Source organism: Rhizobium sp. Leaf453 (genome assembly GCF_001425605.1).
Taxonomy (GTDB): domain Bacteria; phylum Pseudomonadota; class Alphaproteobacteria; order Rhizobiales; family Rhizobiaceae; genus Pararhizobium.
Genome location: NZ_LMRG01000031.1, coordinates 198,848 through 223,498 on the forward strand (window position 1 = coordinate 198,848; position 24,651 = coordinate 223,498).

The 24,651-nt window shown below is 61.3% G+C and carries 26 protein-coding genes; 12 read left to right on the forward strand and 14 right to left on the reverse strand.

Features of this window, described 5'->3' with window-relative positions:
• Positions 1–7 precede the first annotated feature (7 nt).
• The gene (locus tag ASG68_RS29970; protein WP_062584864.1) at positions 8–934 is read right to left on the reverse strand and encodes an SMP-30/gluconolactonase/LRE family protein; all 927 of its coding nucleotides are present in this window, start codon (positions 932–934) and stop codon (positions 8–10) included.
• Positions 935–1,061: 127 nt separating this feature from the next.
• Between ASG68_RS29970 and ASG68_RS29975 the strand changes: the two genes are divergently transcribed.
• Positions 1,062–2,096 carry a LacI family DNA-binding transcriptional regulator gene (locus tag ASG68_RS29975; RefSeq protein WP_062584869.1) on the forward strand — a complete coding sequence of 345 codons (1,035 nt, stop codon included), beginning with the start codon at positions 1,062–1,064 and terminating at the stop codon, positions 2,094–2,096.
• Here the strand turns inward: ASG68_RS29975 and ASG68_RS29980 are convergent, their stop codons facing one another.
• Together ASG68_RS29980 and ASG68_RS29985 are read right to left on the reverse strand one after the other, a co-directional pair.
• The gene (locus ASG68_RS29980; protein ID WP_062584871.1) at positions 2,097–3,128 is read right to left on the reverse strand and encodes an L-idonate 5-dehydrogenase; all 1,032 of its coding nucleotides are present in this window, start codon (positions 3,126–3,128) and stop codon (positions 2,097–2,099) included. It lies immediately after the preceding gene.
• Positions 3,129–3,146: 18 nt separating this feature from the next.
• Positions 3,147–4,088, reverse strand: a complete 942-nt coding sequence (locus ASG68_RS29985) for a 2-hydroxyacid dehydrogenase (protein WP_062584873.1) — start codon at positions 4,086–4,088, stop codon at positions 3,147–3,149.
• A gap of 126 nt (positions 4,089–4,214) precedes the next feature.
• On the opposite strand from ASG68_RS29985, the gene ASG68_RS29990 reads away from it, so the two are divergent.
• The 7 genes from ASG68_RS29990 to ASG68_RS30020 all read left to right on the forward strand — a co-directional run bounded on the left by ASG68_RS29990 (position 4,215) and on the right by ASG68_RS30020 (position 10,633).
• Positions 4,215–4,982: an SDR family oxidoreductase gene (locus ASG68_RS29990; protein ID WP_062584874.1), complete on the forward strand. Its 768-nt coding sequence runs from the start codon at positions 4,215–4,217 to the stop codon at positions 4,980–4,982.
• Positions 4,951–5,493, forward strand: a complete 543-nt coding sequence (locus ASG68_RS29995; protein WP_244484358.1) for a gluconokinase — start codon at positions 4,951–4,953, stop codon at positions 5,491–5,493. The genes ASG68_RS29990 and ASG68_RS29995 overlap by 32 nt, the downstream gene beginning before the upstream one ends.
• Positions 5,490–6,380 carry an NAD(P)-dependent oxidoreductase gene (locus ASG68_RS30000; protein ID WP_062584879.1) on the forward strand — a complete coding sequence of 297 codons (891 nt, stop codon included), beginning with the start codon at positions 5,490–5,492 and terminating at the stop codon, positions 6,378–6,380. Before ASG68_RS29995 ends, ASG68_RS30000 begins: the two co-directional genes overlap by 4 nt.
• Positions 6,381–6,471: 91 nt before the next feature.
• Positions 6,472–7,968, forward strand: coding sequence for a sugar ABC transporter ATP-binding protein (locus ASG68_RS30005; RefSeq protein ID WP_062584882.1), 1,497 nt, complete (start codon positions 6,472–6,474; stop codon positions 7,966–7,968).
• 44 nt (positions 7,969–8,012) lie between these two features.
• Positions 8,013–9,077, forward strand: coding sequence for an ABC transporter permease (locus ASG68_RS30010; RefSeq protein WP_062584884.1), 1,065 nt, complete (start codon positions 8,013–8,015; stop codon positions 9,075–9,077).
• 44 nt (positions 9,078–9,121) lie between these two features.
• Positions 9,122–10,222: a substrate-binding domain-containing protein gene (locus ASG68_RS30015; RefSeq protein ID WP_062584885.1), complete on the forward strand. Its 1,101-nt coding sequence runs from the start codon at positions 9,122–9,124 to the stop codon at positions 10,220–10,222.
• 78 nt (positions 10,223–10,300) lie between these two features.
• Entirely contained in the window at positions 10,301–10,633 is a 333-nt protein-coding gene (locus tag ASG68_RS30020; RefSeq protein WP_062584886.1) for a hypothetical protein, read from the forward strand.
• 44 nt (positions 10,634–10,677) lie between these two features.
• Here ASG68_RS30020 and ASG68_RS30025 read toward each other — a convergent pair whose 3' ends face one another.
• Positions 10,678–11,436, reverse strand: coding sequence for an MBL fold metallo-hydrolase (locus ASG68_RS30025; protein ID WP_062584887.1), 759 nt, complete (start codon positions 11,434–11,436; stop codon positions 10,678–10,680).
• Positions 11,437–11,732: 296 nt separating this feature from the next.
• Here ASG68_RS30025 and ASG68_RS30030 point away from each other — a divergent pair, with 296 nt between their 5' ends.
• From ASG68_RS30030 to ASG68_RS30040, 3 genes are all read left to right on the forward strand, one after another.
• The gene (locus ASG68_RS30030; protein WP_156373625.1) at positions 11,733–12,701 is read left to right on the forward strand and encodes a sensor histidine kinase; all 969 of its coding nucleotides are present in this window, start codon (positions 11,733–11,735) and stop codon (positions 12,699–12,701) included.
• On the forward strand, positions 12,649–13,323 hold the full coding sequence (locus ASG68_RS30035) for a response regulator transcription factor (RefSeq protein WP_244484359.1): 675 nt from the start codon (positions 12,649–12,651) through the stop codon (positions 13,321–13,323). Before ASG68_RS30030 ends, ASG68_RS30035 begins: the two co-directional genes overlap by 53 nt.
• Positions 13,324–13,413: 90 nt before the next feature.
• Complete coding sequence (locus ASG68_RS30040) at positions 13,414–13,782, forward strand: response regulator (protein ID WP_062584891.1); 369 nt, start codon at positions 13,414–13,416, stop codon at positions 13,780–13,782.
• A 72-nt stretch (positions 13,783–13,854) separates the two neighbouring features.
• On the opposite strand, the gene ccoS is transcribed toward ASG68_RS30040, so the two are convergent.
• The 10 genes from ccoS to ASG68_RS30090 form a co-directional block, all read right to left on the reverse strand.
• On the reverse strand, positions 13,855–14,001 hold the full coding sequence (gene ccoS, locus ASG68_RS30045; RefSeq protein WP_062584956.1) for a cbb3-type cytochrome oxidase assembly protein CcoS: 147 nt from the start codon (positions 13,999–14,001) through the stop codon (positions 13,855–13,857).
• 2 nt (positions 14,002–14,003) lie between these two features.
• Entirely contained in the window at positions 14,004–16,295 is a 2,292-nt protein-coding gene (locus ASG68_RS30050) for a cation-translocating P-type ATPase (RefSeq protein WP_062584892.1), read from the reverse strand.
• Positions 16,296–16,314: 19 nt separating this feature from the next.
• Entirely contained in the window at positions 16,315–17,100 is a 786-nt protein-coding gene (locus ASG68_RS30055) for a DUF2189 domain-containing protein (RefSeq protein WP_062584893.1), read from the reverse strand.
• A 24-nt stretch (positions 17,101–17,124) separates the two neighbouring features.
• Positions 17,125–17,346, reverse strand: coding sequence for a hypothetical protein (locus ASG68_RS30060; RefSeq protein ID WP_082477937.1), 222 nt, complete (start codon positions 17,344–17,346; stop codon positions 17,125–17,127).
• The gene (gene ccoP / locus ASG68_RS30065) at positions 17,343–18,224 is read right to left on the reverse strand and encodes a cytochrome-c oxidase, cbb3-type subunit III (RefSeq protein ID WP_200943200.1); all 882 of its coding nucleotides are present in this window, start codon (positions 18,222–18,224) and stop codon (positions 17,343–17,345) included. Before ccoP ends, ASG68_RS30060 begins: the two co-directional genes overlap by 4 nt.
• A complete protein-coding gene (locus ASG68_RS30070) occupies positions 18,215–18,385 on the reverse strand; it encodes a cbb3-type cytochrome c oxidase subunit 3 (RefSeq protein ID WP_062584894.1) in 171 nt (56 codons plus the stop codon). Before ASG68_RS30070 ends, ccoP begins: the two co-directional genes overlap by 10 nt.
• Positions 18,382–19,122, reverse strand: coding sequence for a cytochrome-c oxidase, cbb3-type subunit II (gene ccoO / locus ASG68_RS30075; RefSeq protein WP_062584895.1), 741 nt, complete (start codon positions 19,120–19,122; stop codon positions 18,382–18,384). The genes ASG68_RS30070 and ccoO overlap by 4 nt, the downstream gene beginning before the upstream one ends.
• Positions 19,123–19,127: 5 nt before the next feature.
• Positions 19,128–20,783 carry a cytochrome-c oxidase, cbb3-type subunit I gene (gene ccoN / locus ASG68_RS30080; RefSeq protein WP_062584896.1) on the reverse strand — a complete coding sequence of 552 codons (1,656 nt, stop codon included), beginning with the start codon at positions 20,781–20,783 and terminating at the stop codon, positions 19,128–19,130.
• A 593-nt stretch (positions 20,784–21,376) separates the two neighbouring features.
• Positions 21,377–22,204, reverse strand: a complete 828-nt coding sequence (locus ASG68_RS30085) for an NAD-dependent epimerase/dehydratase family protein (protein WP_062584897.1) — start codon at positions 22,202–22,204, stop codon at positions 21,377–21,379.
• A gap of 20 nt (positions 22,205–22,224) precedes the next feature.
• A complete protein-coding gene (locus tag ASG68_RS30090; RefSeq protein ID WP_062584898.1) occupies positions 22,225–23,118 on the reverse strand; it encodes an AraC family transcriptional regulator in 894 nt (297 codons plus the stop codon).
• A 142-nt stretch (positions 23,119–23,260) separates the two neighbouring features.
• On the opposite strand from ASG68_RS30090, the gene ASG68_RS30095 reads away from it, so the two are divergent.
• Positions 23,261–24,553 (forward strand): ABC transporter substrate-binding protein, encoded by a 1,293-nt coding sequence (locus tag ASG68_RS30095; RefSeq protein WP_062584900.1) that lies wholly within the window; start codon positions 23,261–23,263, stop codon positions 24,551–24,553.
• Positions 24,554–24,651: the final 98 nt, after the last annotated feature.

Consider the following 24,651-nt stretch of genomic DNA (forward strand, 5'->3'; position numbering starts at 1 on the left):
GCTCCGCTCACCCGAGCTTCGACCCGTTTGCCGTGACATAGGCAGCGTAAAGCGAGGTCGTGCCGGTGATGAACAGCCGGTTCCGCCGCGCGCCGCCGAAGGTGACGTTCGAAACAATCTCCGGGATGAGTATCTTGCCGATCAGCGTTCCATCCGGATCATAGCAATGGACGCCATCGGCAGCGCTTGCCCAGATCCGGCCGGTGCGGTCAATGCGGAAACCGTCGAACATGCCACTGGTGCAGGTGGCGAACACCTCACCACCGGACAGAGTCCCCGTATCTGAAACGGAAAGACGCCGGATGTGGCGCGGGCCGTTTTCGAGATGGCTGGCACCGGTATCAGCGATGTAGAGATGCCGCTCGTCCGGCGAGAAGGCCAGGCCGTTCGGCTTCTCAAAATCGTCGGCAACCTTGGTAATGGCTCCGGACTTCGGATCGACGCGATAGACGTTGCAGGCGCCGATCTCCTCGTCGCCATACTCGCCTTCATAATCATGCATGATCCCGTAGGACGGGTCGGTGAACCAGATGGAATCGTCGGATTTCACCACGACATCGTTGGGCGAATTGAAGCGCTTTCCTTCGAAGCGATCGGCAATCACCGTCACCGTGCCGTCGAACTCCGTCCGCGTCACCCGCCGTGTCAGGTGTTCGCAGGTCACCATGCGCCCGTGGTTATCGACGGTATTGCCATTGGAATTGTTGGAGGGTTGACGGAAGACGGAGACCGCACCGCTGGTCTCGTCAAAGCGCAGCATCCGGTTGTTGGGAATATCCGAGCAGACGAGATAGCGGCCCGCCCCAAACCAGGCCGGACCTTCCAGCCAGCGCCCACCCGTCCACAGCCGCTCGACCCGCGCATGGCCAACGAAGCAGGCCCCGAAACGCGGATCCAGAGCCTCGAATCCCGTTCCCTCGACTTCTCCGAACATAGTCTCTCTCCCTGATGATTCCTGTGCCGTATCATGACCGACGGGCAGTTGTTTCTTACCGATGATAGCGATAACATATCCGGCAATAAACAGGTTTTTGCGACGATCCTGGGGACGGAAACAAACAATGACGAAAACGCCGGATGGCAAGTCAGCCGAGGCGCCGACGATGAACGATGTCGCCCGCCGCGCCGGCGTTTCGGCCATGACCGTATCACGGGCGCTGAAGGAGGGAAGTCACGTCTCCAAGGCGACCCGCGAACGGATCGCGCAGGCCATCAATGAACTCGGCTATGTGCTCGACCAGTCGGCCGGCAGCCTGTCATCACGGCGCACCGGCTTCGTCGCGGCGATCATTCCGTCGATCAACAATTCCAACTTTTCCGACACCGCGCGCGGCATTACCGATGCGCTGGAAGGCACCGGCCTGCAGCTGCTTCTGGGCTACACCGATTACTCGGTCGAGCGGGAGGAAGAGCTGATCGAATCCATGCTGCGCCGGCGCCCGGAGGGCATCATCCTCACCGGTGGCGCCCATACGGATCGCGCCCGGCGAATGCTGCAACAGGCCGGCATCCCGGTCATCGAAACCTGGGACACGCCACAGGACCCGATCGACAAGGTCGTCGGCTTTTCCAACGGCGCGGCGATGGAACTGCTGGTCGAGACACTGGCCGCCAAGGGCTATCAGCGATTCGGCTATATCGGCGGCACGACGGGCCGGGATACGCGCGGCAGCCAGCGGCGGGCCGGGTTCGTGCGGGCACTGGACCGGCTCAGCCTGCCGTCTGACCGCATCATCTCCTTCGGTGTGCCGCCAATCTCAATGGAACAGGGCGGTCAGGCCGTGGTCAGCATGCTCGATCGCTGGCCGGACACACAGGTCGCGCTCTGCGTATCCGACCTTTCCGCCTTCGGCGCCCTGATGGAATGTCGCCGCCGGGGCATGCGCGTTCCCGAGGACATCGCCATTGCCGGCTTCGGCGATTACGAGATCGCCGCCTGCTGTCATCCCCGCATGACCACGATCAACGTCGATTGCTATGGCATCGGCCGTCAGGCGGCGCTGAAGCTGACCCGGTCGATCCAGGGAACATCATCGGACGAGGTGGAGCAGATCACACTCACCGGCTTCCGCGTCGTCGAGCGCGAAAGCACCTGATCAGAACGACAATTGCACCTTCATCGACCGGCTGCGATCGCCCGCCGCCTCAAAGGCCGCCACGGCATCGTCGAGATCGAAGATGCTGGTCAGAAGTGGTTTAACATCCACCCGGCGGCGGTTGATGAGATCGACGGCCAACGCAAACTCCTCGTGAAACCGGAAACTGCCGCGCATGTCGATTTCCTTGGCAACGATCAGGTTCTGCGGCAGCGAGACATCGCCGCCGAGCCCAAGTTGCATCAGGATGCCGCGCGGCTTCAGGACATCGAGGCCGGCGCGCACGGCACGCTCATTGCCGGACGCCTCGAACATCATGTCGAAATGCCCCTTGTTGGCCGAATAGGCTGCGAGCTTGTCGCTATCCGTCGCCACGTTGATGGTCCGGTCGGCGCCAACCTCCAGCGCCTTGAGCAGGACCGCATCCATCACATCGGTCGCAACGATTTCCTGAGCGCCATGGGCGCGAGCCGCCAGAATGCACAACGCGCCGATGGGGCCGCATCCCGTCACCAGCACGCGCTTTCCGAGCAGCGAACCGGCGCGATTGACGGCATGCAGCGTCACCGAGAACGGTTCGGCGAAGGCAGCCTCGTTGATCGAGATACCATCGGCCACCTTGTGGCACTGCCAGCTTTCCGCAACGAGCCGCTGGCGGAAGGCGCCCTGAATATGCGGCATCGGCATGGCGCTGCCGTAGAAGCGCATGTTCAGACAATGGTTCTGCTGCCCCTTCAGGCAATAGTCGCAGGCGTTGCAGGGACGGCTTGGTGACACCGCCACCCGATCGCCGACCGCGAGACCCGAGACACCGCTGCCGAGCGCCTTGATCGTGCCGGCGATCTCGTGCCCGAGGATCATCGGCTCGCGCAGCCGGATCGTGCCGAAACCGCCGTGATTGTAATAATGCAGGTCGGAGCCGCAGATGCCGCCGGCCTCGATGGCAATCTCCACCTGCCCCGGCCCGGCGCTGCCCGGATCGGTTTCCTCGATACGCAGATCCTTGGCCGCATGGATAACGACGGATTTCATGACCTTCCCTCCCCGTGTTCAGACAACCGGCGTCAACAGCGGCCGGCCGGCAAAATGCGCCGCCAGATTGTCGCGCACCAGCTTGCCCATGGCCTGCCGGGTCTCCACCGTACCGCTGCCATGGTGCGGCTGAAGGGCGACATTTTGCAAGGCCGCGAAACGCGGATCGATGCGTGGCTCGTTCAGGAAAACATCCAGGCCCGCGCCCCGGATCCTGCCCTGCTCCAGGGCATCCAGCAAGGCCGCTTCGTCCACCGTGGTGCCGCGCGAAATATTCACCAGGATGCCGCCCGGCCCCAGCGCCTCGATTACTTCAGCCGAGACGCTACCGCGCGTGCCCTCACCGCCAGCCAGCGTGATCACCAGAAAATCCGATTGCCGGGCAAGCTCGACGAGATCATCGACGAATGTGTAATTCAAATCTGGCTTCGGCGTCCGGGCAAAATAGGAAATCGGGCAATCGAACGCCGCAGCGCGCCGGGCAAAGGCAGCGCCGATCCGGCCCATGCCGACAACGCCGACCCGCTTGCCGCAGACGCGGGTGGTCAGCCCCATATTGCCTTGCGCCCAGCTCCCGTCCCGCACATAGGCATCGCCCGCCGGAAGCTGACGTGCCGCCGCCAGCATCAGCGCCATGCCGAGATCGGCCACGTCCTCAGTCAGGACATCCGGCGTGTTGGTCACACGAATCTTGTTGTCGCGCGCAAATGTGAGATCGATCGCATCCGTGCCGACGCCATAGCAGCTGACGATTTCAAGATTCGGCAACGCCTTCATCAGGTCGGCCGATGCGCCCAGCTCTCCGCGCGTGGCAATGGCGCGGATGCCATCGGCGTGGCTGGCGAGGAAACCCGCACGGTCTTCCGCTTCCCACAGCCGATGGATAACATAGCGGCCTTCAAGGTCCTCCATATCCCAGGCTGGATACGGCCCGATCATCAACACTTCCGGCTTCGACATATTTTCCTCCCGAATTTTCTTGCTTGACTTGATATGTTATCGATAACATATGTGTCAAGCGAGACCGGGCGCTGTAAACAGACAGCGAAAAGAATTGATCCGGCGGGAAAGCTGGGAGGCATTTGCATGGGATTTCCGTTGTTCGATCTGAACGGGCGTCGGGCGCTCGTCACCGGCTCGAGCCAGGGCATCGGCTACGCGCTGGCCGAGGGGCTGGCCGCACACGGCGCCGAAATCGTCCTCAATGGACGCTCCGCCGACAAGGTCGCTGCCGCCGTCGAAACGCTCTGCAAAGCCGGCTATAACGCCCATGCTGCTGTCTTCGATGTGACGGACCGGCACTCCGTCGTGGATGGCGTGGCGCGCATCGAAGCGGAAATCGGCGCGATCGATATTCTCATCAACAATGCCGGTATGCAGTTCCGCACCCCGCTCGAGGATTTTCCCGCCGAGAAATGGGAGCTTCTGCTTACCACCAATATTTCCAGCGTCTTCTATGTCGGCCAAGCTGTGGCGAAACACATGATCGCGCGCGGCGAAGGCAAGATCATCAACATTGCCTCCGTCCAGAGCGAACTCGCCCGTCCCGGCATTGCGCCCTATACGGCGACAAAAGGCGCGGTGAAGAATCTGACGCGCGGCATGTGCGCCGACTGGGCAAGACATGGCTTGCAGGTCAACGCGATCGCGCCGGGCTATTTCAAGACCCCGCTCAATCAGGCTCTGGTCGATAGCGCCGACTTTTCCGGCTGGCTGGAAAAGCGCACGCCGGCCGGCCGCTGGGGCAATGTCGAAGAACTCGTCGGCTCCGCCGTTTTCCTTGCCGGCAAGGCATCCTCTTTCGTGAATGGACACACGCTCTATGTCGATGGCGGCATCACCACCTGCCTTTAAAGGGCCGATCATCGTCATGGGCGTCAGCGGCTGCGGCAAGTCGCTGATCGGCGAACTGCTGGCGAAGAATCTCGGCCTACCCTATGTCGAGGGCGACAGCCTCCACCCGCCGGCGAACATCGCCAAGATGTCGGAAGGCATTCCCCTGAATGACGACGACCGCTGGCCGTGGCTGGAAATCATCGGACAGCGCCTTGCCGCAGCCGGTCCGGAGGGCATCGTCATTTCCTGCTCGGCGTTGAAACGCATCTATCGCGACCGGTTGCGCCAGGCGGCTGGCCGCCCCCTCGCTTTCGTCTACCTGAAGGGCTCGCGCGACATCCTCATGCAGCGCATGACCGAACGGCCAGGGCATTTTTTCAAGGCCCCCCTGCTCGACAGCCAGTTGGCCACTTTGGAAAGCCCGGAAGGCGAAGACCTTGTCGTGACGGTCGATATCGCGCCCGCCCCCGCTGAAATCACCGCGGCGGCCCTGGATGGCCTGACCGCATTGAACGGAGCCGAGGCATGACCGACACCACGCCTTGCAAGGTCGCCGTCATCGGTGCCGGGATCATGGGATCGGCGATCGCCACGCGGCTGATCGAGACCGGCCAGACCGTCACTGTCTTCGATCTCGATCCGGCAAAGGTCAAGGCTTTGACCGACAAGGGCGGCCTCGCCGCAATCTCGATTGCCGAAGCGACGCGCGCCAGCGACTTCGTCATCCTCAGCCTCAACCATGCCAGTATCGTGCGCGCCGTGGTGTTCGGTCCCGAGGGCGTGAGCGCCGGTGCCGATGCCACGAAAATGCTGATCGACATGTCGTCGATCGACCCCGCCGACACGGCCGACATGGCCGCGCGGCTGGCAACAGAGACCGGCATGAAATGGGTCGATTGCCCGTTGTCGGGTGGCGTGCCGGGCGCGCTGGCCGGACGGCTGACGATCATGGCCGGCGGTGAGGAAGCCGATATCGAGCGCGCCTACACGGTGATGCACCACCTCGCCCGCAATTATACCCGCATGGGGCCGAGCGGCGCCGGCCAGACGACCAAGCTGATCAACCAGTTGTTCTGCGCTGTGATCTTTCAGGCCGTGGCCGAGGCGACGAAACTGGCGGAAGCCGGCGGCGTCGATCCGGCCTCCATCCCGGCAGCCCTTGCCGGTGGCCGCGCGGATTCGAGCATCCTGCAGGAATTCATGACCAAGTTCGCCGCCCGCGATTACACACCGACGGGCCGGATCGACAACATGCTGAAGGACCTGGATTCGCTGCAGGCCTTCGCGCTGAAAACCAGGACCCCCTTGCCGATGACCGGCCAGGTCGTCGAAATCCACCGGCTGCTCTGCGCCGCCGGTCTGGGCGGACGCGATTCCGCCGAGATGATGCGCCTGCTCGACGGCGCGCTTTCCTGACGAATTAAGGACGGAAACCAATATCGGTCCTTGACTAACTCAATATGTTATCGATAACATATCTTCATTCGACGCTTTGGGAGGAGCAGAGATGGACCATCGCACACTCATCGAGTTCCAGGGCATCACGAAGATTTTTGGCGGTACCCGCGCGCTCGAAAATGTCTCCATCGATCTGCTTCCCGGCGAAATCCTCGCGCTTCTCGGCGAAAACGGCGCTGGCAAGTCGACCCTGATCAAGACGCTCGCCGGCATCTACAAGCCGGACGGCGGCCAGATTCTCTTTCGCGGCGAGCCCTACAGCCACCGCCCGCCCAAGCCCAACACCCGCCAGCCGGTCGCCTTCATCCATCAGGATCTCGGCCTGATCGAATGGATGACGGTCGGCGAGAATGTCGGGCTGGCGCAGGGCTTTTCGCTGCGTTCGCGCCTGATCGACTGGCGCCGGACGGAAGACAGGGCGCGCGAAGCTCTTGAACTCGTGGGCTGCGACTTCGACCCGAGCACCCGCGTCCAGGACCTCACCCGCACCGAGAAATCGCTGGTCGCCATCGCCCGCGCGCTGGCGGTGGAGGCCGACGTGCTGGTGCTCGACGAGCCGACAGCGAGCCTTCCGGCTGATGAGGTCGAGCGTCTGTTCAATGCCATCCGCCCGCTGAAGGAACGCGGCGTTGGCATGATCTATGTCTCGCATCGTCTCGACGAAATCTTCCGCATTGCCGACCGGGTAGCCGTGCTGCGCGACGGCCGGCTGGTCGGCCAGCGACCGGTGTGCGAGACCAAACCGGATGACCTGATCGAGATGATCGTCGGCCGCCCGGCCAACCAGCTCTTCGTCAAGGCCGCCTGCAATCCGGGAAAGACGGTGCTTGCGACCAGAAACCTGACCTGCGCTGGCACCGCCCCGGTCTCCTTCGATATCCGCCAGAACGAACTGCTCGGCCTTGTCGGCCTGCGCGGTGCGGGCCAGGAACTTATCGGCCGCGCACTGTTCGGCTGCGAGGCTTTCGGCGGCACGATTCATCTCAACGGCGAAACGCCGGATCTGTCGAACCCGGTTGCCGCGATGAAGTCCGGGATCGGGCTGATCGCCCGCGACCGGACGGAGGAATCCGTCGCCATGTCGCTGTCGCTGAGGGAAAACACCTTCATCAATCCCGGCGCCTCCGGCCGCGGCCTGTTCTCGTTCCTGTCACCCGCCAACGAGGCCGAGCAGGCCCGCAAGATCGGCGAGACCGTCGGTCTGCGCCCCAACGACCAGAGCCTCCCGATTGAGGCTCTGTCCGGCGGCAACCAGCAGAAGGTGGTCGTTGGCCGCTGGCTGGTGACCGGCCGCAAGCTGCTGGTGGCCGAAGACCCGACGGCCGGCGTCGATGTCGGCGCCAAGGCGGAAATCTACAAGCTCATCGCCCGGGCGCTCGAAGCCGGTCTCGCCGTCGTGGTCGTCTCCACCGACTTCGAGGAAATCGCCCATATCTGCCATCGCGCTCTGGTGTTTTCACGCGGCCGCATCGTTGCCGAGCTTGAGGGCGAGGCCCTCACGACATCCGCCGTCATTTCCGCCGCCTCGGCTTCTGAAGCCGCCTGAATCTCGACGAACGACAAGCCTGCAAGACCAAGGGAACCAAGACCATGCAATCGATCGAATCCACCGCCCTTGAGCCGACGCGCAGCGAACTGGCCGGGCTCACCAGCGGCCAGAAGCTCGCCCGGTACATCCCCGTCTATGGTCTCGTCATCCTGACGGTCCTGCTGATCGTGATGTTCTCGCTGCTCTTGCCCGGCACGTTCCCGACGCTGCTCAACCTGCGCTCGATCATCTCCGACAAGGCGATCATCGCGCTTCTCTCGCTTGCCGCGATGATCCCGATGGCATCCGGACGGATCGACCTGACGGTCGGCTATGGCATCGTGCTCTGGCATATCCTCGCCATCAGCCTGCAGACCATGTTCGGCGTACCGTGGCCGATTGCCGTCGCGATCGTGCTGGCGCTCGGGGCTCTCACCGGTTTCCTCAACGGCCTTCTGGTCGAGGTGGCACGCATCGACAGCTTCATCGCCACGCTCGGCACCGGCACCATTCTTTACGCGCTGGCGCTCTGGCATACTGGCGGACGACAGGTGGTCGGCGTACTGCCGGAAGGTTTCTACGCGCTGAACGGCACCATGGTGCTGGGCCTGCCGATCACCGGCTTCTATGTCATCGCCCTTGCCATCGCGCTCTGGATCATTCTCGAATACCTGCCGATCGGCCGCTACGTCTATGCCATCGGCGCCAACCCGAAGGCGGCCGCGCTGAACGGCATCCCGGTTCGCCGTTTCGTCATCGGTGCCTTCGTTTCATCCGGCACGCTCGCTGCCCTCGCCGGTGTCCTGCTCGCATCGAAGCTCCGCATCGGTCAGGCCAGTGTCGGGCTGGAATACCTGCTGCCGGCTCTCGTCGGCGCCTTTCTCGGATCGACCACCATCAAGCCCGGCCGCGTCAATGTCTGGGGCACGATGACCGGCGTCATCATTCTCGCGGTCGGCATTTCCGGCATCCAGCAGATCGGCGGATCGTTCTTCGTCGAGCCCCTCTTCAATGGCGTCACCCTGCTCGTGGCCATCGGCATCGCCGGTTACGCCCAGCGCAAGCGCGGTGCCGCCGGCAAGGCCGCAACACCCGGCCCAACGCCCACCGGCACACAGAAAAACTGATTGCACAACCAACACATCAGACATCTTCAAAGGGAGGAAGAACCATGAAACGCAGAACATTGATAAAGGCTTCGGTCGCCATGCTGGCGCTGACGCTGGCCGGCCCCGCGCTCGCCGATGCCATGGCGGACGCCAAGGCCGTCGTCGAAAAATACGCCACCAAGGTCACCGGCTGGGACGGCCCGAAAACCAGCCCCAAGGCGCAGGAAGGCAAGACCATCGTGGTGCTGGCCGGCGACCTGAAGAACGGCGGCATTCTCGGCGTGACGACCGGTGTAGAGGAAGCCGCGGCTGCCATCGGCTGGGAGGTCAAGGTACTCGATGGCGCCGGCTCGATCGGCGGACGCACGGCAGCCTTCGGTCAGGCCATGGCGCTGAAGCCGTCCGGCATCATCATCAATGGCTTCGATGCTGTCGAACAAGGGCCGGCGCTGGAGCAGGCGAAGGCTGCCGGCATTCCTCTCGTTGCCTGGCATGCCGGCCCAGTCATCGGCCCGGATGAAAAGACCGGCCTGTTCGCCAATGTCAGCACCGATGCCATGGAAGTTTCGAAGGCCGCGGCCGACTACGCCTATGTCGATGCCAACGGCAAGCCGGGCGTGATCATCTTCACCGACTCGACTTACGCCATCGCCATCGCCAAGGCCGACAAGATGAAGGCCGAGATCGAGGCACTCGGCGGCACCGTTCTCGAATATGTCGATACACCGATCGCCGAGACCTCGCAGCGCATGCCGCAGCTGACCACCTCGCTCTTGCAGAAATACGGCGACCAGTGGACCCATTCGCTTGCCATCAACGACCTCTATTTCGACTTCATGGGTCCCTCGCTGGCCGCTGCCGGCAAGAGCGGCACGGATGCTCCGATCAATGTCGCGGCCGGTGACGGCTCGGAATCGGCCTATCAGCGCATCCGCGCCGGCCAGTTCCAGAAAGTGACGGTTGCCGAGCCGCTGAACCTGCAGGGCTGGCAGCTGGTCGATGAACTCAACCGCGCCTTCGCCGGGGAGGCCTGGTCCGGCTATCTCTCGCCGCTCCATGTCGTGACCTCGGACAATGTCGAGTTCGATGGCGGCCCGAAGAACACCTTCGATCCCGATAACGGTTACCGCGACGAATACAAGAAGCTCTGGGGCAAGATGTAACCGCATCAGGACAGGGGCATCCGCACCGATGCCCCTCACCTTCTCGAGACAGATCCCCCCTCGGACGAAAGCATCATCATGATCATTCGCTATGCCCTCTTCGAGGGCGAAATCCACGCGGGCAAGGAAACGGAATTCCGGGCCTACGTGAAGGAGAAACTCGTTCCGCTCTGGACCCGGTTTCCCGGTGCTGAGGAAGTGCGCGTGCTGGATGGCACCGAGCGCGACGATGGCGCGCCGGTCTATGCCATGGCGCTGGCCATCCGCTACCCCGACATGGAAACCTGCAACAGGGCGCTGCAGTCGGACGTGCGCTTCGAAAGCCGTGCCGTTACCGGCGGCCTGCTTGAAATGTTTTCAGGTCGTGTCCACCATCACGTCTTTGACGCCAACGAATATCCGACCGCCTGACCGCGTCGGCCGGCGGCATATCGTCATGCCGCCCTCGCCTCGTCTCATGCCCGGTTCAGCACCAGCACGTCGCCATCGGCCGGAATCCGAAGTTTTTCCATCGAAATTCCCCGGGCATCCGCAAGCTGGCGCAGATCCTGCCGCGTGATCGTGGCATGATCCAGCGCCTCCATATGCGTGGCGATGACGATCGCCGCCGTCGTCGATGCCTCGCAGACGGCAACTGTCTCTTCCGCATCCATGACGATCAGGTCGCCGTCCCAGCGAGCGCCGCAGGAATGGGTGATGATGATGTCCGGCGCCGTCTTCCGAATAGTCTCGGCGACTGGTGGATAAAGCACGGTATCGCCGGCCCAGTAGATCGACGGCTCATCCTGCGCCTCGATGCTGACGCCCATGACGGAGCCCATCAGGTCGACCACCGGTCCGAGCCCATGGCTCCCTTCCTGACGCGTCAGAGTAATACCATTCCAGGTCGCATGATCCTCGAGCGGCGTGACGTCCAAGAAGCCCGCACCGCGAATTTCGTCTTCATCACCCGGCTGGCAGAAGATCGGCAAATCCTTACGCAACCGCGCCTTCGCGACACTGTCGAAATGATCCTCGTGTAAATGCGACACGATGACGAGTTCGACGCCTTCCAGAATTTTCTCGATGTCGACAGGTAATTCCACCATCGGGTTTGGTGATCGACCGGTAAACGACGGCAGACTGTGCTTCGGCGCCAGATAGGGATCGATCAGCAGCGTGTGATCGGCATAGTCGAGCTTCAAGGTTGCGTTACGAAATAACTGTAGCTTCATACACTTATCCTTCTTGCATCGTTTTGGCATGCCGGAAACGATCGTCTGTCTACCGGTTGGGACTCGACCGTGCGGAGCCACACTTTCGGCGATTGCCGGCAATTGGCAAGTCTTCTCCAATGGAAATCTTGCATGTGACGCCGTCAGGCTGGCAACGGGGCCAAATGAGGCCACGAACCGGCCAATCGTTACCCTTTGTAACCGTTACGTACTTGCATTCACACTGACCTGTATGGTGGTCTGACCACAACAGGGGCGATCTCTTGAATCTCTGGGGTGCATTTGGGTGACATGGATTGCAGCGTTATCGACAAAAAACTTTAGGAGGAGCGTCGCCGAAGATGGTGGCGTACCTGCTGGTTTTTGTGAGCATACTTCCGGCGCTCGCCTCTGCCCAGACCACGCCGCAAACCGTCGATCGTGCGATCGCCCTCTGGCAGGAATACTGGCTGGAGGTCACACTCACGTTGATCGTCGTGCTGCTGCAGGCAGCGACCATCATTGCTCTCGTCCTGCAGGAACAACGACGACGCCGTCTTCAGGCGGAACTCGCGCTCGAACGTCTCGAGCTTGCCTATCTCTCGAGGACATCACAGATGGGGGCGCTTTCTGGTGCGCTTGCGCACGAACTCAATCAACCACTGACCTCGATCCTCGCCAATGCCGAGGCTGGCCGCCGGTTGCTCGATGCAGAGCAGGTGGATCTCAGCGAATTGCGCGACATCATGGACGATATCGTGCTGGACGATCGGCGCGCGGCAACAGTGATCAGCCAGTTGCGGCGCCTGATGTTGCGAGGGGAAACCACCCTCGAACTCATGGATTTGAACCAGGCCGTGACGACCACGCTCAGCTTGGCACGCAGCGAACTGCTGGCACGTCAGACCCGCGTCGACGTGATGCTCGACATGCCGGACGTTCCGGTCCGCGCCAACTTACCGCAATTGCAACAGGTCATTCTCAATCTGCTGCTCAACGCCGCGGACGCCATGACGCATCTGCCGCCGGCCATGCGTGAGATTGCCGTGAGAACGAGAAAGCGCGACAATGGATCTTGTGAGTTGACGGTGACGGATCGCGGCATTGGCATATCGCCGGAAAAGCGGGCCGACATTTTCAAACCGTTCGTCAGCACCAAGAAAGCGAGCCTCGGGCTCGGATTGGCTATCTGCAGATCGATCGCACAGGCTCATGGGGGAGTCTTGTCTTTCGATGACAACTTTGACGAAGGCGCGCGGGCGATCTTTACGCTACCGTCGGCATAAGGGGTGCGAGATGAACAATACAAGTCCAATGATTTACCTGGTCGATGACGACGAGCGAATTCTGATCGCATTGAAGCGATTGTTGGTTTCGGCCGGATACCATGTCCAGCCCTACCAAAGCGCTGAAGACTTCTTGACGATGCATGATCCCGATGCGCCGGGCTGTGCGGTCGTTGATGTGGATCTTCCCGGAATGGACGGATTTGGCATCCAGGACGCGCTTTGGTCCCGGCACCATGCCCGCCCGATCATCTTCATGACCGGTTGTGGCGATATCCCAACCACGGTGCGCGCCATGAAGGCCGGCGCGGTCGATTTCCTCACGAAGCCCGTCGATGCCGCGTCACTTTTTGCCGCCATTGAACAGGCCCTCAAGCGCGATCAGGACGGCAGGCAAAAGGCCCTCCAGCGCCGGCTGGTCGAGCAGCGGTTGGCAAGCCTCACGCCGAGAGAGCGTGAAGTCTTTGGCTGCGTGGTTGCCGGTCAACTGAACAAGCAGATCGCCGCCGAACTCGGCACCGTGGAAAAGACCATCAAGGTGCATCGGGGCCGGATGATGGAAAAGATGTGCGTGCGAACAGTCGCGGACCTCGTCCGTCTCGCCGCGGTCGCGGAAGTGTAGCAGACGGCATTGGACCCAAGGTCAATTACAACCTTCGTCAGCATTGTCTACAACGGTTGCATGGAGCAGTTAAAACTTACAGTTGCGATCGTGGACGACGACGAGGCCGTTCGCCGCGCGCTGAGGCGCATGGTCTCTTCATTTTCCTATGGCGTCGCCGAATTCTCCTCCGGTCAGGCATTCCTCGAAGGAATTGGCGCGGAAACCTTCGCATGTGTCCTGCTCGATATGCACATGCCCGAACTCAACGGGATCGATGTGCTGGTCAGACTGCGCATGACCGGCCACAATATTCCTGCCATCATCATCACGGGTGGCGATGAACCGAAGATGCGCGATCGCTGCATGAGTGCCGGCGCCAGGGAGTATCTGACCAAACCCCTGGAGCGCGACGTCGCCCTCGCAGCGATCCAGGCGTCGATGTCCCTGGTCGGCCCGCAGCTTGGAAGCCGGATATAGACAGCGCCGCCACGGACGACCGCGTCGTCCACCTGTGAGGAGGGGTCCGACGGGACCGCAATCTGGCATGGCTTACTCACTGTCGTCATCAAGCAGAATGCGGGCGGCAGCTCCCTCAAGGTCGTCATACTGCCCGGATCGCAGGCTCCAGAGGAAGGCGGCAAGCCCGCCTATTCCCAGCACAATCGCAATCGGCACGAGGAAAGAGAGGTAATTCAGGCTCATGCTGCCACCTGTACGGGCTTTTTGATGAGGAAGCCGCTCTGCGACCGTGAAGCCATGCCTCCGGAAATGCCGTTTCGAAGTCGCAATGCGTTGGCCACGACCATGATCGACGACAGCGACATGGCGATCGCCGCCAGCAGCGGCGTGACGGCACCGAGGACGGCAAATGGCACGGCAACGGCATTATAGGCGATCGCGATCGCGAAATTCTGGCGGATCAGGCGGCCGGCTGTGCGCGCAATCGTAATCGCCCGCGTCACGGCTGAAAGGCTCTCATGCAGAAAGACGATATCCGAAGCAGTTCTGCCGATATCCGCGGCAGATGCAGGAGCCATCGAGACATGAGCACTTGCAAGGGCCGGTGCATCGTTGAGACCGTCCCCCACCATCAGGACCTTGCGTCCAGATGCACTGAGATCGTTGATCCGCTGAGTCTTGTCGGCGGGTAGCAGATCGGCGTGGTAAGTATCGATCTGCAGGGTGGAGGCCAGCGCCTCGACGGCGGAACCCCTGTCTCCCGAGACGATCTCCGTCCAAATGCCATCCCTTGCAAGGCTCACAATTGTCTGCGCGGCATCGTTGCGCAGACGATCGGCAAACAGGAAACGGCCAAGCAGCACGCCGTTTTTCGCCAAAACGCTGACCGAATTCGGCTCTCCGGTCTCCGCCGCTTCTTTTCCCGTGGCCCATCCGGGACGGCCGAGACGGTAAACGACATCTCCCGAGCGAGCCTCGAGGCCAAGGCCAGCCTGCTCGGTTACGCTCTCGAAGTTCGGTGGCCTGGAGCGGTTTTCCGGCCTTTCAGCGACGATCGCGAGCGAAGCGGGATGACGCGAATGCAGGGCCATTGCGCCGGCAATGGTCATCGCTTCAGGCGGGATCTCCGCCGCGTTGAGCAGGCGCGGCCGTCCGAGCGTCAGGGTACCCGTCTTGTCGAAGAGAACGGTGTCGATTTCGGTCAACCGTTCCAGAGCCGAACCATCCCTGACCATGATCCCGTTCTCGAACAGCCGCCGCGCAGCCACAACCTGAACGATCGGTACGGCAAGACCAAGGGCACAGGGGCACGTGACGATCAGGACCGCAATCGCGATGGTGATCGACCTGTGCCAGTCACCGGTCGCCAGCATCCATCCGAGGAAAGACAGGAAAGCAACACAATGGACCACCGGCGCATAGAGTGCCGATGCCCTGTCGGCCAGCCGGCGATAGGTCGCTCGTCCGCCTTCGGCGATTTCCATCATCCGAACCATGTCGGCCAGGAACGAATTCTCGACACTCGCGGTGGTGCGGATCGTCAGCGGGCCTGTGAGGTTCATGAGTCCGGCCTGCAATTGCGCACCGGGACCGGCATATTTCGGCACCGCCTCGCCGGAAACCAGTGAGTAGTCGAGATCCGACGATCCCTGAACGATGATCCCATCGATCGGAACGCGATCGCCAACTGTTACAGTCAGTAGGGTTCCCGGCACGATCTGCGCCACCGGCACATGACGGCGCGTGCCGTCAGCATCAATGACGGTCGCCCCCTGCGGGATCAGGCGCGCCAGTCCCGCCACGGCGGAACGAGCCTTTTCCCGCATCACATGATCCAGCGTCCGGCCGATCAGCAGGAAGAAGATGAGCGATGTGGCCGCATCGAAATAGGCATGCTCGCCGCCTTGCACCGTGTCGTAAAGGCTCAGACCGAAGGCCAGCAGGACACCGATGGAAATCGGAACATCCATGTTGGTGCGGCCATAGCGCAGCGCGCGCCATGCCGAAACAAAGAAGATACGTCCGGAATAGACGATCGCCGGCATGGCAAGAAGCGCGGAAATCCAGTGAAAGGCCTGCCGCACGCCTCCCTCGGCACCGGACCAGATCGAGACGGACAGCAGCATGATGTTCATGGAACAGAAGCCCGCCACCGCCAGCGCCCGGACAAGCCGGGTATATTCCGGGTCGGCGGTATCGGATTCCATCGTGAAAACATGGGCATCATAGCCGATGGCCCGCAGGTGGCCGATCAGGTCCGGCGGCTGTCCGTCGATGGCACGCCAGCGCACCGCGGCTCTTTTCATCGACAGATTGACCCGGGCACTCTCGACACCGGGCATGGCTGACAGGGTCCGCTCGACTGCAGCAATACAGCCTGCACAATGGACACCCGGCACCGAAAGGTCGCTTTGACGCGAACCATCTCCCAGATCACGGCTCGATAGGACAAGCTCATCCATGCTGACCGTTACCGGCTCGCTCCCGGCAATCGCCAGGGACGCCGAGGCATTGGGCGCACAACAGCTCATGATCCTGTCGCCGGCCTCCCTATTTCATCGCCTTGTAGGCGTGCCACGTGCCATGCCCGAGCAGCGGAAAGATGATGATCAGCCCGACAAAGCCCGTCAGAAGTCCGACCAGCGTCAGCGCAAGAACCATCATGCCCCAAGCGATCATGACCCGACGGTTGTTCCAGACGATAGAGATGCTCGTTCCCATCGCCGTAAACGCATCGGTGCGCTCGTCCAGAAGCATCGGGATCGAAAACACGCTGATTGCAAAGGAAAAGGCGGCGAAGACGCCACCGATCACCGTGCCGGTCAAAAGCATGGCCCAGCCGATATCGGTGGTAAACAGCATGGGCACGATGTGGTCCATGCCCGGGAATGGGCGCAATCCAAAAAACAGCGCGTAGACGATGACAGCCGCACGCATCCACAGCAGTGCCAGCCCGAGCAGAATCACCCCGGTGAAAAGAACCTGCGCCCCTGATGCCGGCTTGACGAACAGCATGTGCCCCAAAGTCGGCCGGTTGCCGGATCCGAGCAGGCGGCTCTTCTCATAGAGACCGATCGCAACGAGCGGACCGACCACCATGAAGGCTGCAATAGCCGGAAACAGAATATAGTCCAGTCCCAGAAAGATCAGCCCGGCCACGATGATGACGGATATCGCGAAGACCACCAGACCGTAAACCATGCTGGATGCCGGCGTGGCCATCAGGTCGCGCCAGCCGGCACGCAGCCAGTCAAGAGCAGCCGAGGCAGGAAGGCCGCGTTCGCGTGCCTGCGCAGCAGTCAGACCGGAGACGGACGCGATGTGGGTATTGCTCATTTCGATCCATCCTTCTTCAAGACTTCAGCAGGCCGATTTCGCGGCCCCGTAGACGACACCACCCGGAGCGGCCTCTCCGGACGTCTTGACGTGCGGTACGCAATCTGGCTGCGATTGCAGCGCAACGTAGAGAAGATGCGCATTGGCGACGAAAAAAATCACCAGTGCGACGCCAAGCAGGCTGACCAGGGCCAGCCCGCCACGCGACATGGACCGCTTCGATGATCGCTCCGTCACGCTCGTCACGTCTTTTTCTCGGAAAGAGACAGGACGTACAGTGTCAGCAGCTTTCGGTCTGTATTCGACAACCGGTCTTCCCAATGCGGCATATGCCCCTGGTGTCCGTTGAAGATGGTGGCAAAGATCGACTGGCGATCGCTGCCGTAAATCCACCACGCATCGGTCAGGTTCGGCGCACCCACATCTGGCTTGCCTTTCCCGTCATCGCCGTGACAGGCTACGCAATTGGCGGAAAACACATCCTTGCCCCGCGCGACACTTTCAGAATCTGCGGCTGCCTCGCCGGCCACGCCACCAAGCGACTGGACATAAGAAACGACATCGCTGATCTGCGCCCGTTCAAGCACACCATCACGTCCAAAGGACAGCATCTGCGACACGCGAGTATCAGGATGGGTCGAATTGATACCGACCCGCACGGTTTCAAAAATCGTCTGCGGATCGCCACCCCACAACCAGGATTTCGTGGTCAGGTTGGGAAATCCTTGGCTTCCGGTGCCGCTCGTCCCGTGACAGACGGCGCAGTTATCCTTGAAGAGCGTGCTTCCCGCCTGATTGACGATCGTCATCAGCGCCGGGTCAGCCAGGATTGCCGCAAAATCCATGCTCTCGATCTTCGAGGTCCAGGCGCTGCGCTCGGCGCTCGCCAGTTCCAGCTGCTGCTCAACCTGCGTCTTCTGGTCGAGCCCCAGCAGGCCCTTCGTATAGGTGGTGCCCAGCGGCCAGGCCGGCATCAGCAGCCAGTATCCGATGGAAAACAGGGTTCCGAGCACGAGGAAGAAGATCACGACGCGCGGGATCGGCGTGTAGAGCTCGGTAATGCCGTTCCATTCATGACCGGTGGTCATCTGGCCCGTGACGGGGTCGCGTTCGCCTATGTCCATGGCTTGTCGTCCTCATCCAGAATACTTTGTTTTGCGACGTGAAACTTACTGAGATTGGCCGGCCACAGCGCATAGATCACCACCCCGATCGCCAGGGCGATCAGATAGAAGAGACCCCAACTCTTGGAAAAGGCCACGAGAGTTTCGTGATCGAGGCTCATTTCGCACCCTCCTGTGCCAGGGCGGCCTGCTTGTGGGCCACGTCGGTCAGGCGACCGATGATCTGGAGATAGGCGACGAGCGCATCCATTTCCGTGACCTGTTCAGGATTGCCGTCGAACATCCGGACCTGTGTCGCCTCGCCATAGCGTTCGGATACACCGGCAGCGAAGCTGCTGTCCGGTGAAGCCTGGCCGAAGGCATCATTGCCGGCATTGGCGATCATCTCGTCCGTATAGGGAACCCCCACCGCACGCATCGCTGCCAGGTGTTCGCCGAGATCATCCGTGCGCACTGTGTTCCGCTGCAGCCAGCCATATTTCGGCATGACCGATTCCGGAACGACATCACGCGGATTGAAAAGATGCGCGACATGCCAGGCATCGGAATATTTGCCGCCGATACGGGCGAGATCCGGCCCGGTGCGCTTCGATCCCCACAGCATCGGATGGTCGTATTTGGATTCCACCGCCAGCGAATAGGGACCGTAGCGCTCCACTTCATCCCGAAGAGTTCGGATCATCTGTGAATGACAGGCATAACAGCCTTCTCGCAGATAGATGTTACGTCCGGCAACCTCGAGCGGGGTATAGACCCGCATGTCGGGCGCCGCCTCCACCGTCTCGTCGATCGTGAACAAGGGCGCGATCTCGATGAAACCGCCGATGCTGGAAACCACGACGATAGCAAGCACGAAGCCGATGGCGCTGCGTTCGATTTTTCTGTGAAACTCGGGCATATCGATTACTCCGCAGGCGCGGGCGAGACAGGAATCTGCCTCGGCTCAGGAAGGTCTGCAGTTGAAGTCGGCTGGACGGCAGGCGCCATGCGGATGGTCATCCAGATATTGTAGGCACAGACCAGGATACCCAGCAGGAACAGAAGGCCGCCGAAGGCACGTGCGATGTAATAGGGATGCATCGCGACGACGGAATCGATGAACGAATAGGTCAGCGTTCCGCTTTCGTTATAGGTGCGCCACATTAGCCCCTGAATGATGCCGGAGTTCCACATCGCGAAGACGTAGACGACGGTTCCGGCGATCGCCAACCAGAAGTGAACCTCGACCAGCGCGGCCGAATACATACGCTCGCGCTTCCACAGCCAGGGCACGACGCTGTAAATCGAACCGAAAGTGATGAGCGCGACCCAGCCAAGGGCACCGGCATGAACGTGGCCGACGGTCCAGTCGGTATAGTGGGACAGCGAATTGACCTGCCGGATGGCGAGGAACGAACCTTCGAACGTGGCCAGTCCGTAGAACACCGCCGCCGCCATCATGAACCGCAGTGTGGCGTCGTCACGCACCTTGTGCCAGGCACCATTGAGGGTTGCGAGCGCATTGCCGGCCGAGGCCCAGGACGGGACCAGCAGCACGAGCGAGAATGTCATGCCCAGCGTCTGCACCCATTCCGGCAGGGCGGTGTAATGCAGGTGGTGCGAGCCCGCCCACATATACATGAAGGTAATGCCCCAGAAGCTGATGATCGACAGGCGGTAGGAGAAGATCGGCCGCCCTGCCCGCTTTGGCAGGTAATAATACATCATACCGAGGAAGCCGGCGGTCAGGAAGAAGGCAACCGCGTTGTGGCCATACCACCATTGCGTCATCGCATCCTGGACACCGGAAAAGGCCGAGTAGCTCTTGGCATGGCCGAGCGACACCGGAACGGCCAGATTGTTGACGATATGCAGCACGGCGACAACCAGAATGAACGCCATGTAGTACCAGTTGGCCACATAGATATGGGGCTCCTTGCGGCGTGCGAGGGTGCGAATGTAGAGCAGGAAATAGGTGACCCAGACGATGACCAGCCAGATGTCGGCATACCATTCCGGCTCTGCATATTCCTTCGACTGCGTCACACCCATGAAATAGCCGGCCGCGGCGATGATGCAGAACAGGTTGTAGCCGAGCAGCACGAACCAGGGGCTGAACTGGCCGGCAAGCCGGGCGCGCGAGGTGCGCTGCAGCACATGGAAAGACGTCGCGATCAGCGCATTACCGCCGAAGCCGAAGATGACGCCGCTCGTATGGACCGGGCGCAGGCGCCCAAAACTCGCCCATCCGGCATCGAAGGTCAGGTCGGGCCATGCCAGAAGAGCCGCCACCCAGACGCCCATGGCCATGCCGATGATGCCCCAGACGATTGCGAGAATGATACCGACCTTGCTCGGGTCGTCGTAATATTGGCTCAGGCGCTCGGCGCTCGGTTCCGGCGCATAGAGAGACGACAGGACCAGGAAGGTCAGGCCGACGCTGAGCACCAGAACGATCAGGCCATGGACACCGATCGGATCGGCCCGGCCCACGACCCCCATGGCCAATCCGACCAGAGCAAGCGCGATGAGGACGACAAGCGCGAGCTGCCGCTCGCCGGAGGTCAGTTGCGCTACCATGTCCGTTCCGCCCCGCTCAGGGTTTCCATTGACGTTTCAACGCACACGACGGCGTGATACATGCGGTCGGTTTCGCCGATGGTACGATGCTTGATGGGACAGATGGATTGTCTTCTCTGGTGACACACTGAACGTTTCCTTACACGATCTGGTACAGCAATATCTGCTGCCCCACCCCCGTGGGACCGACGCGGATGCTCGGTACGATGCGTGATGGACAGGCGTCGCCCGAGACCTCTCGATTGGAGTCGCAATCGCCTGGGTAGTCAAGATATTCAGACGGTCAATTTTTGATTTTTTGCCAACTTCCTGCAACTGAAGCGATTAATTGCCGCAAGGCAAAATGAAACAGCCATGGACACTGCTGACAAAGTAGCAAAACTTGCGCCCTATGAAATTACTAAGATATTTCAATAACTAACTTTAATTGCAGAAATAACAACAATCTGGCTGCCGACGCTTCAAGCGTGAAACAGGCCGCAAAAGCCTGATGGAAAGCCGCCGCGTGGCAATCTGGACCTCGGGTGCGTTTGTGCCGCGCAGCAATGTGGGGAAATGGTCGAGTTCCGCAGGTGGTGTGAAAATGCGCTGTTTCAGACTGCGGCCGGAGACGGGCGCCAAGCCAGGATCCGACCGGCTTTCGCATTGGAAAAGAACGATATGTTTGCCACTGGCTCCGATTTCCAGGCGACATCTGCGTGATAGGCAACGGCAACTTCGGCCGTCGGAGAATCCAGCGTCGTATCGTCAGCAACGATATAGAACACTTCATGCCCGGTGAATGATGCCGTGAGCGAGAGAAGACACGCGCGCGCCGCATCAGCGGCGAGCACATAGCCCCAGAGTTCCACCCGGCCCTTCGCGCTCTCCAGCGTCTGGACCGCCATGGCCTGAGCCCGATCGGCCACCACCCAATGGAACCGCAGGCTGGCGATATGCAACCCGGGAAACCGCCGCACCAAGCTGTCGGCCTGCTGTTCACAGATCCATTTCGACAGGCTGTACCCCTCGTCGCAATAGGGCGGGTGCCGTTCATCGACCGGAAAATAGTCGAAACGGCGCTCCAGCGCATAGGCTAGACCGATGGCGTTGACGCTGGACCCCTGGCAAATGCGTGAAATCCCCGCATCCACCGCCGCACGCATGGCATTGTAGCTGCCGACGACATTGTTGGCGTGAACCTCATGATCGCGAAGGCCACGCGGGCTCGGAATCGCTGCCATGTGAATAAGCGCATCGCAACCGGAAAAGGCTCCCACGAGCCCATCATAGTCAGACATTTCGAGTGTGTATCCGGCCACGCCAGTCGGCAATTCAGGCAAGCGGCGGTCGATGGCGACGATCTCATGCCCCTGTGCCAGAGCCAGTGGCAGAATGGCCTGCCCAAGCTTGCCGCCCGCTCCCGTCAAAGCGATTTTCATCCGTATGCCCTCTCCTTGAATTATCGCGGTACAGAAGCGGCCGCCCTTTGCGGATGGACCAGATCGACCCTTGCCCGCCGGCGGTAGCGCATCGGGCTGGTGCCGTGGCTCTCGCGAAACAATCGGTAGAAATGGCTGAGATCCTCGACGCCGCAATCGAGCGCCACCTCGGTGATCGGCGTATCCGAGCCAGCCAACTGGCGGGCGGCGAAATTCATTCGCAGTCCGTTGACATAGGCCGATGGTGTCTGCCCGAAGAGTTTTCGGAAGGTACGCGAGACATGCTCGTGGCTGCGCCCAGTCAGTTCGACAAGAGCGGGCACGCCGCTCCTCAACACAACCGGATCGGCAAAGGCCTCGAAGGCCCGGGCCAACCAGTCGGGCGTTTCGGCGGGCTTGTCGGACACATCCGCCAGCAGATCGGCCATCAGCGCCAGCAGGAAACTTTCGATGCGGGCCAGCGAGCGCGTGCCCCGGTCAAGCGCCTGCTCCAACACAGAGAGATCGCGCATCTGCGCCGAATCCAGCAGAAAGGTCGCAGGCTTGCGATCCGTCGTCCAGAAGAACCGGCCCTCTAGGTCGTTGGCATAACGCGTCCGCAAATGCGCCGCCGTATCGGCGCTGAAAGCGATGTTGACCATCTGGCAAGGCGGCCCATCGGCATTCTGGAAGGCATGCTGATCCGGCGGACGGACAAACATCAGCGTCCCGGTTTCCAGCCGTTCGGTCACACCGTTGATGTAATGCGTGCACCAGCCGGAAGCGATCCAGAAAACCTCGAAAAACTCGTGATCGTGAAACGTCTTGGGCGGTGTCGCCTCGATGAACGGGCGATTGACGTGGAAGGAGTCGCTCGGCGCGATCTGCGCGCTGAGGCTGACGGTGAAACATCCAGTCGTATCAAATATTCCCATAAAATTATCAAGCTCACCCAAGAAACCTAGATAAACCTGACCTACGATATCAATGGTTGTCAAGTCCAGCCAATCGACCATTCGGGAGAAGTGGTCGTTCGGCATTGAGAGGACGTGGGATGATCGCTAGGGAGGAGAGAGAATGTTTAAGCAAGGACTTTGGGCGTGCTGCGTCCTGACGACGGTCTTGGCCGGTTCGCATGCATGGGCCGACACCGTTCGCATCGCCGAACACAGGCAGGCCAGGATTGACGCGCTTCAGGCGGTGATCCCCAAGATCAAGGAGGCGACCGGCGTCGATGTCGAGATCGTCGAATATCCGGGGCCGGACCGCGAATATGTCTCGAAGCTGCTGACCGAGCTTGCCGCCGGAACCGGACCGGACATCTTTTCCCTGCCTGAAATCAGCCAGGTGGTCGACTTCTCCACCGCCGGCTACCTGCAGGACGTGACCGCCGAGGTGCAGGGCTCGGAAGCCTATGGCCAATTCTACGATATCGCCAAGCAGCTCAGCACGTCGGACGACGGCAAGATTTATATCATGCCGACCATGCTGTCGGTGCAGCAGCTCTACTTCCGCAAGGACGTGCTGGAGAAGGCAGGGATTTCGACCGAGCAGCCCAAGACCTGGGACGAGCTCATGCAACGCGCGATCGATGCCAAGGCCAAGACCGGCCAGTATTCGCTGATGCTGCCGATGGGCGTCACCTGGGGCGGCGGACCGTTCATCGAAGGTTTCCGCCACCTGCTGGCCGGCAGCTCCAATCCGCAGATCGCCACCGATGACGGCAAGCTGGACCTGACCAGCAAGGGTATCGGCGAGGTCTTCGGCTTCTACGAGCAGATGGTGAAGAACAAGCTTCTGCCTGTGGATCCGTTGCTCGGACCGGAGCCATGGGTGATCCCGAAGTACCAGATGTTCCCGGCCGGTGAACTCCTGATCACCAGCTGCGGCTCCTGGTGCCTGATCTTCGACTGGGGTCCGAAGAGCAAGAACCCGATCCCGGATGTCACCAAGGTCGTCGGCACCTGGGCCGTGCCCGGCAAGGACGGCGGTGAGCATGTGATGGTGAGCCTCAGCCACCCGTGGGCCGTCGGCGCCTCGGCAGCCAATCCCGATGCGGCCAAGAAGGTGCTGCAGGCCATGGGCTCCATCGACCTGATGGTCAGCTACGCCGCCAACGAAGGCAACCTACCGGCCCGCAAGGACGCGGTCGACAATGCCGAATTCCAGAAGCTCACGGCGCTGGTGCCGATCATGAGCTATCTCGACAAGGGCGCTTATCTCAAGACCGCACCGGGCTTCTCGACCGTGGTCGAGGGCGTGGCCCGCGCCACCGAAGCCTTGCTGCTCGGCAATACCGATGCGGCCGGCGCGCAGAAAATCCTCGTCGACTACGCCAAATCCACATTGGGTGAAGACCAGGTCAAGTAAGCGCGACATGCCGCCAGCCGGAGCGTACCAGGCGCTCCGGCTTCTTTTCCATCGCAGAAGTGTGCTTTCAAAAGCGTCTTCCTCCGCAGACCCGGGTG